Genomic DNA, 15,378 nt, shown 5'->3' with positions numbered 1-15,378 from the left:
CAGTCCGGTATAACCAATAAAGGCTATCGACCGAAGACTATGGGCTTGTTGTTGACGACGATGAGTTCAGCTGTGCTGCGGCTTTATCGTGGCCCGCGTCAGCCATCGCCTCGGTGGCTGCGGCTTGAAGAGCTTTCCATCCTAACAGCGCGCACTTCACGCGAGCGGGGTATTGAGCAACGCCGGCAAATGCGATCCCATCTCCAATGAGATCCTCATCGCCCTCAACCTGCCCACGGGACGTCACCATCCGTTCAAACTCAGCGAGTTTTTTCGACGCATCGTCGACACTTTGGCCGATCAATTCCTCGGCCATAACCGACGTCGACGCCTGGCTAATAGAACACCCCGACGCCTCGTAAGAGATGTCTTGGATCGTTGACCCATCGTCCGATAACTGAACGCGCAGGGTTATTTCATCACCACAGGACGTGTTGACGTGGTGCACTTCTGCGTCAAAAGGTTCCCTCAAGCCCGCATGTTGCGGATTTTTATAGTGATCCAGGATCACTTCCTGGTACATGGATTCGAGTCTCATCGCGTCACCCCAAAGAAGTCTCGTGCACGACAAATAGATTCTGCCAGCTTATCTACTTCGTCGAGAGTGTTGTAAATATAAAACGATGCGCGCGCCGAAGCCTGAATTCCCATCCGACGGTGGATGGGCCACGCACAATGGTGGCCAGAGCGGACAGCGATGCCGTCGTCATCGAGAACCTGGCTGAGGTCGTGAGGGTGGACCCCGTCGAGAGAGAAGCTCACCGAACTGCCCCGGTGCTCAGGCGTTGTGGGGCCAATGATACGCAGCCCATCAATGTCGTTGAGTTTCTCCAAAGCATATTTAGTGAGCATCTGCTCGTGCTTTTCGACAGCGTCCATCCCGATAGCCTGGAGGAATTGTACGGCAGCCCCGAGACCGACAACCTGGCTGGTCATCTGCGTTCCAGCCTCAAACCGCTGTGGTGGCTCTGTGTATTCAGAGTGATCCATCTTGACTGTCGTAATCATGGAACCACCAGTGAGGAAGGGTGGCATCTGGGCAAGGATGTCCGCCTTACCGTACATGACTCCTACCCCATTCGGGCCCAGCATTTTATGTCCCGAAAACGCCGAAAAATCGACGTCAAGTGCGTGGAAGTCCACTGTTTTGTGTGGCACGGACTGGCATGCATCGAGCACCGCCACTGCACCGACGCGATGGGCACGCGACACAAGCTTTTCCACGTCTGGTTGGGCACCTGTCACATTCGATTGATGGGTAAAGGCGACAACCTTCGTGCGATCACTCAACGTCAGGGAATCAAGGTCTACCCGCCCATCATCAGTTGCTGAATACCACTTCAGGTGGGCACCTGTACGGCGGCACAATTCTTGCCACGGAATCAGGTTAGCGTGATGCTCGATTTCTGTGACGACGACTTCATCGCCTTCTTTAACCTGGAGCTCCCCGGCGCGATCATCGGCCAAGAGGTAAGCGACTTCATTGAGTGCCTCTGTGGCATTTTTGGTGAACGCAATTTCGGGTTCATCAGCCCCGACGAAGTGAGCGATGCGTTCGCGCGCATTCTCATAGGCTTCTGTCGCTTCTTCTGCGAGTTGATAGGAGCCGCGGTGAACGGGCGCATTGGTGTGGGTGAGGAAGTGAAATTCTTCGCGAAGCACACGTTCCGGTCGTTGTGATGTGGCACCGGAGTCTAAAAAGATGAGGGGTTTATCGTCGCGAACAGTACGGTGCAGGATGGGGAATTCCGCGCGCACTGCGTCGACATTCAACACCCCGTTTCGTGTGAGCTCTGGAATTTCCACCGTCAGTAACCTTCCTCTTGCAAGCTTTCGCTGGTTGCATCTAAAAAGTGTGTGAATAAAAAGTGAATGGCGACGTCGTCATGATCGCCATTCACTGTGGGGCTGGTTAGCCTACGAAAGCGTCGTAGCCTTCTTCTTCGAGCTTGTCGGCGAGCTCAGGGCCACCAGTCGTAACGACGCGGCCGTTGGCGAAGACGTGCACAAAGTCAGGGCGCACATAGTTCAGAATGCGCTTATAGTGCGTAATGAGCATGATTCCGCCATTGTTCTGCTCTTTGTAGTCGTTGATCCCTTGGGAAACGATACGAAGGGCATCGACGTCGAGTCCGGAGTCTGTCTCGTCGAGAATGGCGAACTTGGGTTTGAGCAACGAAAGCTGCAGAATTTCGTGACGCTTCTTTTCGCCACCGGAGAAACCTTCATTGACGGCACGCTCGGAAAATGAGGTGTCGATTTTTAGCTCTTTTTGGGCGTCCTTAACTTCTTTGATCCAGTCACGGAGCCGTGGAGCTTCTCCACGCACCGCGGTTGCTGACGTGCGGAGGAAGTTAGCCATTGACACGCCGGGGACCTCGACCGGGTACTGCATAGCGAGGAACAAACCGGCTCGGGCTCGTTCATCCACAGACATGTCGATGATGTTTTCGCCGTCTAATAGCACTTCCCCACCGGTGACTTCATAACGAGGATGGCCAGCAATGGTGTATGACAACGTTGACTTGCCCGATCCATTAGGTCCCATGATCGCGTGGGTCTCACCTGAGTTGATGGTCAGGTTGACGCCCTTAAGGATTTGCTTTGGCTCTTCCCCTGGTTCAGTAGGCTTGACGACAGCTTCGAGGTCGCGAATTTCGAGGGTACTCATTGTTCTCCTTGTGTTTGATGATCCGTGAGATACAGCTAGTGACGCACGGTGGATGGATTAGCTCAGTGAATTCAGCTCGTCGAGGCTGACAGTGTCGAGTTCCTCGGAGACGCGTTTTTCGAGTTCATCTTGGACGGCCGGTATCGGGATTCGTGAAATGACTTCGGTGAAGAATCCGTGGACGATAAGGCGTCGGGCAACGGGCTCGGGGATCCCACGGCTCATCAGGTAGTAGAGCTGTTCGTCGTCGAAGCGTCCGACGGTGGCCGCGTGACCAGCGCCAATGATTTCGCCGGTGGCGATTTCGAGGTTCGGAACGGCATCTGCGCGCGCGCCCTCGGACAAAACGAGGTTCATGTTTTTCTCGTACGTGTCCGTGTTGTCGGCCTGTGCACGGATCAGTGCGTCGCCAACCCACGCTGTGCGTGTTTCGGGGAGGTCCGAGTTCGGATCGCCTTGGAGTGCCCCTTTGTACATCACGTTGGAGCGGCAATTCGCCTCAGAGTGGTCAACGAGTAGACGTTGCTCGAAGTATTGTCCGTCGTCGGCAAAGTACACGCCGGAGAGTTCGCAATCTGCCCCGGGCGCTTTGAACGCTACGTGGGAGATATTGCGCACCACGGAGCCACCGAAGGCGCTGTATCCGTGGCGCATGACGGCGTCACGATCCAATCGGAGCTGCTCGTTGGCTAGATGGACGGCGTCGTCATCCATATCGTCGATAATGGCGACGTTGATATGTGCACCTGTTCCAATCGAGTACGAGTGGAAGTCTGCGTAGTTGCCATGTCCTTCGAACCGGAGCACGACGTTGGCTTCGGCGTGTTCACCAGCGATGACGGCCAGTGCTCCGAAGGACGTGGTGTCGGGGCCAGTTCCCGTGAACGTCAACGTAATATCACCGTCGACAACGGTGTTGTCGTCGATGGTGAGTACGGTTCCGCGTTGAAGGCTGGCGAAGACCTGCGCACCGACGCGATCCACGGGGGCTCCGGCTGCGCGAAGGCGGTCATCGTCGGCCGGAACCTCTTCTACGTGTACGCCAGATGTTCCGTCGGGGATATCTGCGCTGACTGGTTTCGGTGCGTGTTCACCCGGAAACGACCCGTCGTGAAGCCCGTTGAGCCGCCGCAAGGGAGTGAAACGCCAATCTTCGTCGCGGCCGCGAGGGACGGAGAAGTCGTCTACATTGAATGACGTAAATACGTCGCCTTTTGTTTTAGCCCCTGTGGTGTTGGTTGTGTTCGCGTCGAAAGCACCGACTTCTTTTGCCTTGTCGGCAGCAGCTTCGACTTCCTCGGCCTTGAGTACGTCAGTCATCTATCCCACGGATCCTTCCATTTGCAATTCAATGAGGCGATTGAGTTCGAGGGCATATTCCATGGGCAACTCTTTCGCAATGGGCTCGACAAAGCCACGAACGATCATCGCCATGGCGTCGTCCTCAGCGAGGCCTCGGCTCATGAGATAGAAGAGTTGATCCTCAGACACTTTAGAGACCGTAGCCTCGTGGCCAAGGGACACGTGGTCATTGCGGATGTCATTGTAGGGATAGGTGTCCGACCGCGAAATCTTATCGACAAGCAAGGCATCACATTCGACATTGGCCGTGCAGTGATGCGCGTTCGGATTAACTTTGACGAGGCCACGGTAGGCCGCACGCCCACCCCCGCGAGCAACTGATTTCGACACAATGTTGGAACTCGTGTGAGGAGCCATGTGCACCATCTTGGCGCCAGTGTCCTGGTACTGGCCTTCGCCCGCCATCGCGACGGAGAGAACCTCGCCACGGGAGTACGGCCCGGTCATCCACACGGCGGGATATTTCATCGAAACCTTGGACCCGATGTTGCCATCGATCCACTCCATGGTGGCACCCTCTTCGCACTTCGTGCGCTTGGTGACCAGGTTATAGACATTGTTAGACCAGTTCTGGATGGTCGTGTACCGGCAACGACCACCTTTTTTAACAATGATCTCGACGACAGCTGAGTGCAGAGAATCAGTCTTATAGATAGGCGCCGTACATCCCTCAACGTAGTGAACATAGGCATCTTCGTCGACGATGATCAACGTGCGCTCGAATTGACCCATGTTCTCCGTATTAATGCGGAAGTAGGCCTGAAGAGGGATTTCGACGTGGACGCCCTTTGGCACGTAAATAAATGAACCGCCTGACCACACCGCGGTGTTCAGTGCAGCGAATTTATTGTCACCGGCTGGAATAACGGTCCCGAAATACTCTTTAAACAATTCGGGATAGTCTCTCAAAGCCGTGTCGGTATCAACGAAAATGACGCCTTGTTTTTCCAGATCCTTACGGATTTGGTGATAGACAACCTCAGATTCGTACTGTGCGGCGACGCCTGCGACGAGGCGCTCTTTTTCTGCCTCTGGGATACCAATGCGGTCGTAGGTGTTTTTAATGTCCTCTGGAAGGTCATCCCACGTCGCGGCTTGTTTTTCTGTGGAGCGGACGAAGTATTTGATCTGGTCGAAGTCGATTCCGGACAGGTCCGCGCCCCAGTTAGGCACCGGCTTCTTCTGGAAGACGGAGAGAGCCTTGAGACGGTTCTTCAACATCCATTCCGGCTCACTCTTTTTTGCTGAGATGTCCTTAACAACATCTTCATCAATGCCGCGCCGTGCAGAGGCTCCGGCTACGTCGCTGTCATGCCATCCGTAGTTATATCCACCTCCGATGGATTCAATGATCTCTTCATCACTTTGTGGTGATGATTGTGGCCCGGCAGGAGCTGTCGGTGTTTGGGTCATGAGCTGTGACTCCTCTTATGTTGCGTGTGATGATGGTCAATTTTCCGGAAGTGAAAATTTAGGCAGATTATGGACTCATGATGATGTTGACGAAGCTGGGTGGCGTTTATCGCCACTCCCCTTATCGCGCTTCTGGTTGATAACGGGTTCCAAGGGAATATGCGTTGTGCACACGCCGTTCCCATCAACGATGGTGGCTAAAGGTTGAGTGTGGTGGCCTAAGACCTCACGAACCGCCTCGTGTTCAGCGGCGCACATCTCAGGAAAATGCTCAGCGACTCCTTGGATAGGGCAATGATGGCGACAGATTTGGATTCCACCACCAGCTTTGTCCACAGTTGCTGCGTACCCGTGTTTGCTCAGGGCATCAGCAACTTTGGTGACCATGGCCTCGACATCGTCGGGGTCAGCAAGGTCGGAAATCTCGTCATCCAGCCCCGCTTCGCGAAGAATATCGCTCATCCGTTGCTGTGCGAAGTGAATAACAGCGTTAGGGCCACCGGCATCTCGTAGCGCTTCGAGAGCTAGTACTGCGACGCGGTCATAGTCGTAGCCAAAGTTGCCTCTTCCTTTATCGGTTAACCGGAAAACGCGGGCTGGGCGGCCACGTCCGCGAGGCGCTCCACCTGTTGCTGGTGCCTCTTCCGCTAAGCCGTCGGAGACCAGATTATCGACATGGCGTCGAACTCCTGCAGCGCTTAACTTCAGCTCTTTGCTTAGCTCGGATGCGCTCATCGTTCCGTGGTGCAGGAGGAGAGACATGATGCGTTGACGAGTCTGGCCCTCTGGTCCGGGGGCATGGTCGTTCATAGCGCCTTCCTCTCTCACGAAAACGAAGCATCCGATAGGGCGGAGTTTCGTCGCTGCTTGTCATCCGGCGTGTAAGCCCAAGATCGCTTTGTGTTTCACGCCGTCACACGTGAAGTGTCGTGGGGATGAGGCCGCACATGGAGGTCTCTGCCCACGACGGTGCATAGCGTGGGGCTGTCCCCACCTGCGCTATCACACTTTACACAACATTAGTGTGTCGGAATTCTATTCCTACACAGAGGGGGTGAATTACGGTTTGTTTTGCTAGTCCGGACGGGGGGGGACACAAAAACGATTCAGCCGGCGACGTTGACTACACTCGACGTGATGGCAATGCCTTGGAGTGGGCGTGCTTGAATTTGAGGGACACAGTGCGCTTGAACATGCAGCGCGTGGACCTTATGCGCTGACAGTAAGAACTAGCGGGGAAACGATGGGAGGACCTACACATGGGCACTCGTGGGCCATCGTTCTTCCGCCGATTCCTGGACTTCAGCCGGCGGGAAATTTCGTCCGTTGTCCCGGAGTTTGGGGTTGCTGGTTCACGATCCGCAGAAGTTTTTCACGGTGAAGGGCCGGCGCGACCACGCCTGAAGCGGTTCGGGGTCTCCGATCTTCGCCGATTCGCATTATTGCGGTGGCTTGGAGCCTTCGGATCCGTCCTAATAATGATTGGGGGTTGGGGTGCAGGGGCGATGCCTGTTGTTGACAACACGCTCTGGGACTTCCCCATTGCCAACCTCATGGGACGAATGCTGTTGACTTCCACTGTGCTTGTGTTCGTTGGCATCGGTTTTCTCGTTACCGCGTGGGCACTCATGGGGTATTTCGCTTTAGCCGGGCCACGGGAGCAAGGGCATGGTTGGGCTACCGCACCGGTGATGGTTCGAACCTTTGTTGCCTGGGTCATCCCTCTGGGCTTTACCGCTCCGCTCTTCACCCAGGACATTTATTCGTATATAGCTCAGGGTGCGATTGCAGCTCGAGGCCTCAACCCGTATCAAGGTGGTCCGGTTGATTTATTAGGCGTAGCAGATCCTCTTGCTCGATCGGTGCCTTTAGTGTGGTCCCACTCGCCGTCCCCCTATGGACCTGTCGCCATCATGGGTGGCCAAGTGATCTCGTGGTTAACCAACGAGAACATTATTGCGGCTGTTTTCCTCTACCGGCTGGTGTCAATTATCGGCCTAACATTGTGCGCATGGGCTGTCATCAAACTCGCCCGCCGCTGTGGTGTGGAGGCATCGGCTGCGTTGTGGCTTGGCGTGTTAAACCCGTTATCGCTTCTTCACCTTGTCGGCGGTATCCATAACGAGTCAATCATGCTCGGCCTATTGATGGTCGGCATGGAATGGTGCTTCAGAGCTTTCGAACGTCCGTTGGAGGACTCCTCGTCCGGGTCTGAGTTTTCCTCCGTGGCTTCTATAGAACCGACGACGCCGGCGTCGACGCTGTTCACTCGGCGAAGCATACTGTATTTCGTTGCCGGCGTCGGAGCGATCTGTTGTGCGATCATGGTCAAAGTGACCAGCATTGTTGCGCTGGGCTTTGTGTGGGTCACACTCATTCGCTCCATCCACCGCAAACATGCGTGGCTGCTCGCCACTGTGATCGTCGGATCCCTGTTGATGTTTTTCGTCGTCGGCTTATCGTTCGCTTCTGGCCTCGGCCTTCAATGGCTTACCGTGCAGGGCGGAGCAGCCGATATCGTCAGCTGGATGTCGATTACCACGCTGCTCGGTATTTTTGCTGGCTTCCTAGGAAGCCTGCTCGGTCTGGGCGACCATACCGAGGCTATGACGTCGTTTATTCATGGGGTGGGGTTGGCTGTTGCTGCGCTGTGGATGGTCCGCATGCTCGTGGCGACCTATCGTGGTCGCCTTCATCCCGTCGGTGGATACGGGGTCGGAATGCTTGTTCTCGTTCTTCTTTTCCCCGTTGTTCACCCTTGGTACGCGTTGTGGGCCATCATTCCGCTCGCTGCGTGGGCGAACCGTCCTCTATTCAGAAATACGGCCGTCATCTATTCCATCATTCTCAGTTTCTTCGTTCTTCCTCGCGGACTGAAGTTGCCTGCGTGGAGCGTGACTCAAACATATATCGTCGCCGCAATAAGCTTCCTAGTCTTGGCGGTACTGGGGTATTTCATTCTCAAGGTCATCGAGGTTCGATCCCCAGGGATTGTGCTTGGACATGTGGATCGCAACCACACATCGAGGCCCAGAATCTCGCGTAGCGCCCAACACAAGACGAGGAAGAACACGGGCAATCGTGACCGGTCGCGTTCACTGCGGTAGTTAACGCTGAGTCTCTCTGTCGGTATCAGTTCGTCGCGCTACACTCGTACCCTGTGACTCACTCGAAAAATTCGCGTGGTGATGCGTTAACCCTCGATTCCGTCGTCCGGACTTTCAAATCCCGGCGGGCCGTCGATGGCATCAGCTTTTCAGTTCGTCGTGGCGAAGTTTTCGCTCTGCTGGGCCCAAATGGTGCCGGTAAAACCACAACGATCGAAATGTGTGAGGGATTCCAGACTCCCGATTCCGGATCGATTGAGCTTCTCGGGATGGACCCGTCAACACAAACTGACGAGATTCGTGCCCGTATCGGCATCATGCTCCAGAACGGGGGTTCATACCCAGGAATCCGAGTCAAAGAGATGCTGTCTCTGTTGGCGAGTTACAGTCAGAATCCTCTAGATCCCTCCTGGCTTCTGGAGATCGTCGGGCTGACTGACCATGCCCAAACGCCGTACCGTCGGCTCAGTGGTGGCCAGAAGCAGCGGCTCTCATTGGCCTGTGCGTTAGTCGGCCGGCCGGAAGTCATCTTCTTAGATGAACCCACTGCTGGTTTGGACGCTCAGTCACGATTAGCTGTATGGGATTTAATCAGCTCCCTCCGTCGGGATGGGGTGACCGTTTTGCTCACCACCCACATGATGGATGAAGCGGAATCATTAGCGGATACCGTGTTGATCATTGATCATGGCCGTGTCGTCGCCCACGGGACCACACAGGAATTAACCAACGCGGCCGATGCGCGAATTTCCTTAACGACGTCGGGCGCGCTGGATTTATCGGCTGCGAACAGTTTTCTGGCAGAGAATACCCGCAAAGGTGCTGCCCAAGCGGGGTCCGATGACGCGCCGAAAGTGAGCCAGCCACCCCTTCGTGTCTCTGCTGTGCGCCCACAGCATTACCGCGTAGACGGACAGGCCAACCCAGGAGCAGTGGGTGCTATAGCGGCCGCTGCTAGTGCTCAAGGAATCCTAATTACCGATCTAACGGTGGACCATCGGAGTCTTGAGGACGTCTTCTTGGATATCACCGGACGAGAGATGAGGTCCTAAATGATGGCAGACAATCACGGCACGCAGTCTCCTACTGACCCCCAAGCCCCCACTGAGGCCTCTTCTCAGGACACTGAGACCGCCGAGGATTCGCGTTTCGCGCCGGGGACGTTTGAACCGCAGCCCCGACGAGCGTCGACGACGAAGCTTGTTTCTGCTCAAGCGAGAATGGAGACTCTCCTGTTCTTGCGTCATGGTGAGCAGCAGCTTCTCTCGATGGTCATCCCTATTGCGATGCTCATCGGCTTCACATTGATGCCCTTCCTCGACCTCGAGGATCCGATCGCGCGCCTGTTCCCCATGGTCTTAGCCGTTGCGGTGATGTCTGCGGGCTTTACGGGTCAGGCGATTGCCGTCGTCTTCGACCGTCGATACGGAGCCTTGAAGCGAATGGGAGCCTCGGCCCTCCCGAAGTGGGCCATTATTGCAGGTAAAGCGTGCGCCGTCGTGGTCGTCGTGTTACTTCAAACCCTGGTGCTCGGTGCGATCGCTATGGTTATGGGGTGGTCAACGACCCCCCTCGGCGTCGTAATGGGGATTGTTTTCCTTATCGTGGGAGCTGTCGCCTTCACCGCCTTAGGGCTGTTATTGGGCGGAACCCTCCATTCTGAGGTTGTTTTGGCGCTGGGGAACCTCCTGTGGTTCGGGCTCATGGGTGTTGCTGCAATCGTCGCCATGGAGCCGGGAATTCGCGAAGGTATTCATGCGCTGCTCATGCTCTTCCCCTCGGTTGCCTTGACTCAAGGACTTATTGACGCGTTCCACGGGAGTTTCAACGTTTTTGCTCTCGTGATCATGCTCATGTGGTCGGCTCTCGGCGGTTTTGCTGCTAGCAAGCTGTTTCGCTTCACTGCGTAGAGCGTCGCCGTCGTCGGTGAGATCGGGGACATCAGAGGCCTCCAACTCCGCGTAAGCATTTTCGTGAATAACCCCACGTGTGTGCGATCGTGGTGTTCGCTGTGCGGGCTGTAGGCTGGAGAATCGTGAGTGCAATTCAGACTAATGATGCTCGGCGTGACGAACCGACACAATTAGGTCCCGACTCCCGTGAAGATGCGGCGACTCCTCCATCTACACCGGGAGGATTCGTGCGCGGCTGCTATTCTTTTGCCCGTTTGACCCGCTTCCCAGTGTGCACTGCGGCCCGCCAGCGATTGTTTGTGTTGGCGTTGTTAATTGCCCAGATCGGCATCACATTCACGGGCTCGATTGTTCGTGTAACAGCTTCAGGCCTGGGTTGTCCTACGTGGCCCGAGTGTCAACCGGGATCATTGGTTCCAGAATCTGGATCAATCCCATGGGTTCACCAACTCATAGAATTCGGAAATCGCACGCTCACCTTTGTTTTGATCATTTTCGTCATTTTGGCGTTTCTCGCGGTGTCACGTGCCAAACGGCGTTCAGAAATCATCGTCTTGGCGTTCATCCAAGGAATCGGCGTGATAGCCCAGGCGGTCATCGGCGGTATCTCCGTTCACCTTGATCTGGCGTGGTGGATGGTTGCCCTGCACTTTTTACCCTCGATGGTGCTCGTATGGCTTGCTGCCTTGCTGTGGGTTCGCATCGACGAACCCGACGACGGTAAAGCCCAGGTGATGTACCCGCAGCCTTTGCGCTGGCTGGCTCTCATGTCGTCCATCGCGATGGGGATCACCCTGATCACAGGAACCATGGTGACGGGTGCTGGCCCTCACGCAGGCGACTCGGAGGTCCCCGCCGATTCACGGCTCCAAATACCGCTTGATCTGATGGCGCACCTGCATGCGCACGCGATGTACCTGTACCTCGGCCTCGTGGCAGGTTTATTGTTCGGGCTTCTCACTGTTCGAGCTGACCGAGCGATCATGAAGACGACACAATGGTTGGTCGTCTTGATTGTTCTCCAAGCCGGGGTTGGCATCGTCCAATACTGGCTGGGCGTTCCCCGGTGGACTGTTCCGCTTCACGTTATTGGTTCTGGTGTGATCTGTGCTGTGACAGCAGTGTTGTGGGCACAGGGCAAACGACGCGCAGCCCCAAGAATTTAGGTTAAAGATTTTAGGAAGCCTGCTGCGCTTTCTAGCGGCTTCCGTCGATCATGTTCTTGTCCGCCGAGGAATCCCCACCTCCCCACGGAGGTGTCACTGGTTTATGTGTATCGGGGGTCCCGGCGGACTTTGCTTTGTCTACACGAACGGCTCTACGAGAATTCTATTTGTCGTATAGATCATTGTGTTTCGTGATCAGATCTTAAAAACCAAGAACTTCGTGAAGCGATTGTAAATTGATCACCGCATCAATGGAGAGACCAACGAACAACAACGACAAGTAGTTATTCGATAAAATAAATAACCTAATAGGTTTCACTGGTTTACCAGTAGAGATTCGCTTGTAAAGGCGAGTGGCGCTGATAATGAACCATGCCCCTGCCCCGATTGCGGTGAGAGTGTAAAACCACCCGGAGGCGAAAATAAGGGTGAGGGATGTGAGGACAGTAAGCCAGGTATAGAGAAGAATTTGTTTCGCAACCTGAGCTCGTGTTTTCACTACTGGCATCATGGGCACCCCGGCGCCGCGATAATCCTCTTCATATCGCATACCTAGAGCCCACGTGTGCGGCGGTGTCCAGAAGAAGATGATCATAAATAGCGCGACGGCTTGTAGCCATCCAGCCACCGAATGATTGGACGTGTTATCAGCAATAACGGCCCAGCCCACAATGACGGGCATGCATCCTGCTGCCCCGCCCCAAATCACGTTCTGCCACGTCCGGCGCTTGAGCCATTTCGTGTAGACGAAAATATAAAAGAGGATGGTCAGCATCACGAAAACTGCTGCTAAGAGCGAATGACACAAGAATGTGAGGAACAAAAAGCTCAGCACAGTCATCGATGAGGCAAAAACCTTGGCTTCCGTGAGAGTCAGCCGGCCGTCCACCAAGGGACGGTTCTGGGTCCTCTTCATAACCTTGTCGATGTCACTGTCGACGATCATGTTGAAAGAGTTGGCAGCGGCAGCTCCCATCCATCCCCCGACAAGCGTTAACAAGATGAGCCAGAGGTGGATAGTACCGCGATCCGCCTGAAGCATGGCAGGAATCGTTGCGACCAGGAGAAGCTCAATTACCCGTGGCTTCGTGAGCGCCACATACGCCTTTATCTTCTCCACTTGCCTCTTTTTCCTCCATGTCCGCTGACAGTCCTCATCGCTGACTGATCGTTCATGCTTGTCTCGGCACTGGTGATGGGCATCTGTGCGTCGTAGCTATGACCATATTTAGGACAGTCACCGCCCTAGTCTAACAATCACGATGTTATTCGTTGACTTGCCACGGGATTTTTACTCGAGGAGGAAATTCCATCGTGAACACTCGACCCCGACGGGGCTCGTAGGCGCCGCGTTTCGTCAGGCCATGCTGCCCCTCTGAAGAGGGTGCCTGAGGCGGGCATGAGAGCCTGTGCCGATACCCTTTGAATAGCCTCGTAGACCGCGATGAAACTTCAGCCTAAACTGGTGTTCGTTTACTCCGAGGAGTTTTATTCCGCGGGAATTTTGCTTCAGCGGGAACCAACTTAGCGGTCGCTACATAGACGGTAAGCATGTCTACGGCACGCGCACAGAAAGGTGATCAGAAGGTGATTGATAAGACTTCGGCAGTCATCAAGCGATATGCAGAAGCTCGGGAGCTCGTTCCCGACCATATCCGCAGAGCCGTGGAACCAGCTTTCCCAAAAGACTGGGATGAGATCGACTCGCGATCCGTCGACACAGTCCGCGTCTTAGCTGCAGATGCTGTTCAGAAGGCAAAATCCGGTCACCCCGGCACTGCGATGAGCTTGGCTCCCCTGGCCTACACCTTGTTCCAGCGAACAATGCGCCATGATCCCTCGGATCCCGACTGGGTAGGCCGCGACCGATTCGTCTTATCCTGCGGGCATAGTTCGATGACTATTTACGCCCAGCTCTTCTTGGGTGGATTTGGCCTAGAGCTCGACGACCTCAAGCAGCTCCGTACCTGGGGCTCATTGACTCCCGGCCATCCGGAGTACGGGCATACGGCAGGGGTTGAAATTACGACCGGTCCTCTGGGGCAGGGTTTGGCCTCATCCGTCGGTATGGCCATGGCCGCCCGTCGTGAGCGGGGGCTTTTTGACCCTGATGCTCCGGCAGGACAGTCACTCTTCGACCACTTCATTTATGTGATTGCTTCCGACGGTGACCTGGAAGAAGGCGTGACTAGCGAGGCGTCATCACTTGCAGGGACGCAGAAACTCGGCAACCTCATCGCTTTTTGGGATGACAACCGTATATCGATCGAAAACGATACGACGATTGCGTTTAATGAAGACGTCTGCGCCCGGTATGAAGCCTATGGATGGCAGGTTCTCAATGTCGAGTCCGGTGAAGATATTCAGGCGCTAGAAGCCGCGATCACGTTAGCCCAGCGCGAAACCAATCGTCCGACGCTTATCCGCGTTCGAACCGTTATCGGTTACCCGTCCCCCACCAAGATGAATTCCGGAGCTGTTCACGGAGCAGCACTCGGTGATGATGAAGTTGCCGCCGTTAAGCGCATCTTAGGTTTCGATCCTGATCAGACTTTCGGAGTCTCTGATGACGTTCTTTCTCATACGCGGTTACTCCGTGAGCGAGGTGCCCGCGCTCATGAGGCCTGGTCGGCAGACTTTGACCGGTGGGCCACGGAGAATCCGGATCGGAAAGCGCTATTGGATCGTCTGTATGCCCGGAAACTTCCTGATGGCTGGGATGCTGATCTGCCCGAGTGGGAGGCTGATGGTTCCGGAATCGCGACGAGGAAAGCCTCGGAGGTCACTCTTCAGTCGCTGGGTGCGACCCTACCGGAGCTGTGGGGAGGTTCTGCCGACCTAGCCGGATCGAATAACACAACTATCAAGGATGCGGATTCGTTCGGCCCGTCCACCATCTCTACTGATTCATGGAATGCACAACCCTATGGCCGGGTGCTTCACTTCGGTATTCGTGAGCATGCGATGGGTTCTATTCTCAACGGAATTGCTCTCCACGGGCCGACGCGCCCCTATGGCGGCACTTTCATGGTCTTCTCCGACTACATGCGCCCTGCAGTACGTTTGGCTGCGTTGATGAAGACCGACGTGTACTACGTGTGGACACACGACTCGATCGGGCTGGGTGAAGATGGCCCCACCCATCAACCTGTGGAACATCTTGCTGCCCTGCGCGCTATCCCCGGCCTTGCGGTCGTGCGTCCTGCTGACGCGAATGAGACTGCCTCCGCCTGGAGTGCAGCGATTGATTCGCCCGCGGGCCCCAAAGCGCTGGCATTGTCCCGCCAGAACTTACCTGTGTTGAAGGGAACCAAGGAACTCGCTCGGGACGGTGTCCGCCGTGGTGCTTATGTCCTGGTTCGTGAGTCTGCGGAACGCCCGCAGGTCATCGTGATGGCCTCGGGTTCGGAAGTCCAGCTCGCTGTCGAGGCTGCCAAAGTTTTGGAATCTCGCGGTGTAGCAACGCGTGTTGTGTCCGTTCCATGTATGGATTGGTTCTTGGAGCAAGACAAGTCATATCAGGCGGAAGTCCTTCCTCACGACGTCACCGCCCGCGTGTCAGTAGAGGCGGGCATCGCAATGCCGTGGTATCAGCTTCTCGGCTCGCAAGGTAAAGCCGTCAGCCTTGAACACTTCGGAGCATCAGCTGCTGCCAGTGAGCTCTTTGAAAAGTTCGGCTTTACTGTCGACGCCGTCGTCGATGCTGCCACCTCTGTTGTAGAGAACTAAGACCATCTACGTCATAT

The 15,378-nt window shown here is 55.4% G+C and carries 11 protein-coding genes and 1 pseudogene; 5 read left to right on the top strand and 7 right to left on the bottom strand.

Annotation, left to right across the window (positions count from 1 at the left end):
• Nucleotides 1-37: 37 nt before the first annotated feature.
• From sufU to I6J23_RS08880, 6 genes are all read right to left on the bottom strand, one after another.
• A complete protein-coding gene (gene sufU, locus I6J23_RS08905; RefSeq protein ID WP_204581771.1) occupies nt 38-538 on the bottom strand; it encodes a Fe-S cluster assembly sulfur transfer protein SufU in 501 nt (166 codons plus the stop codon).
• Nucleotides 535-1,806, bottom strand: coding sequence for a cysteine desulfurase (locus tag I6J23_RS08900; protein WP_204581770.1), 1,272 nt, complete (start codon nt 1,804-1,806; stop codon nt 535-537). Before I6J23_RS08900 ends, sufU begins: the two co-directional genes overlap by 4 nt.
• Before the next feature lie 106 nt (nt 1,807-1,912).
• On the bottom strand, nt 1,913-2,671 hold the full coding sequence (sufC, locus tag I6J23_RS08895) for a Fe-S cluster assembly ATPase SufC (protein WP_012731590.1): 759 nt from the start codon (nt 2,669-2,671) through the stop codon (nt 1,913-1,915).
• A 57-nt stretch (nt 2,672-2,728) separates the two neighbouring features.
• Complete coding sequence (gene sufD, locus I6J23_RS08890; RefSeq protein ID WP_204581769.1) at nt 2,729-3,991, bottom strand: Fe-S cluster assembly protein SufD; 1,263 nt, start codon at nt 3,989-3,991, stop codon at nt 2,729-2,731.
• Nucleotides 3,992-5,446 carry a Fe-S cluster assembly protein SufB gene (gene sufB / locus I6J23_RS08885; protein WP_204581768.1) on the bottom strand — a complete coding sequence of 485 codons (1,455 nt, stop codon included), beginning with the start codon at nt 5,444-5,446 and terminating at the stop codon, nt 3,992-3,994. It abuts the gene before it with no gap.
• Between the two features lie 75 nt (nt 5,447-5,521).
• A complete protein-coding gene (locus tag I6J23_RS08880; protein WP_204581767.1) occupies nt 5,522-6,256 on the bottom strand; it encodes a helix-turn-helix transcriptional regulator in 735 nt (244 codons plus the stop codon).
• Between the two features lie 449 nt (nt 6,257-6,705).
• Between I6J23_RS08880 and mptB the strand changes: the two genes are divergently transcribed.
• From mptB to I6J23_RS08860, 4 genes are all read left to right on the top strand, one after another.
• Nucleotides 6,706-8,553: a polyprenol phosphomannose-dependent alpha 1,6 mannosyltransferase MptB gene (gene mptB / locus I6J23_RS08875; RefSeq protein ID WP_204581766.1), complete on the top strand. Its 1,848-nt coding sequence runs from the start codon at nt 6,706-6,708 to the stop codon at nt 8,551-8,553.
• Nucleotides 8,554-8,606: 53 nt separating this feature from the next.
• On the top strand, nt 8,607-9,605 hold the full coding sequence (locus I6J23_RS08870; protein WP_204581765.1) for an ABC transporter ATP-binding protein: 999 nt from the start codon (nt 8,607-8,609) through the stop codon (nt 9,603-9,605).
• Nucleotides 9,606-10,463 carry an ABC transporter permease gene (locus I6J23_RS08865; RefSeq protein ID WP_204581764.1) on the top strand — a complete coding sequence of 286 codons (858 nt, stop codon included), beginning with the start codon at nt 9,606-9,608 and terminating at the stop codon, nt 10,461-10,463.
• A 125-nt stretch (nt 10,464-10,588) separates the two neighbouring features.
• Nucleotides 10,589-11,632 carry a COX15/CtaA family protein gene (locus I6J23_RS08860; protein ID WP_204581763.1) on the top strand — a complete coding sequence of 348 codons (1,044 nt, stop codon included), beginning with the start codon at nt 10,589-10,591 and terminating at the stop codon, nt 11,630-11,632.
• Between the two features lie 202 nt (nt 11,633-11,834).
• Here the strand turns inward: I6J23_RS08860 and I6J23_RS08855 are convergent.
• A pseudogene (locus I6J23_RS08855) lies at nt 11,835-12,773 on the bottom strand (heme o synthase); the annotation flags it as partial.
• 512 nt (nt 12,774-13,285) lie between these two features.
• Between I6J23_RS08855 and tkt the strand changes: the two are divergent.
• Nucleotides 13,286-15,361 carry a transketolase gene (gene tkt / locus I6J23_RS08850; protein WP_204583035.1) on the top strand — a complete coding sequence of 692 codons (2,076 nt, stop codon included), beginning with the start codon at nt 13,286-13,288 and terminating at the stop codon, nt 15,359-15,361.
• Nucleotides 15,362-15,378 lie beyond the last annotated feature (17 nt).

It is taken from the genome of Corynebacterium kroppenstedtii (assembly GCF_016894245.1).
Taxonomy (GTDB): domain Bacteria; phylum Actinomycetota; class Actinomycetes; order Mycobacteriales; family Mycobacteriaceae; genus Corynebacterium.
Note: the sequence above shows the minus strand (reverse complement) of the source record. Positions and strands in the feature narration are given on the sequence as shown.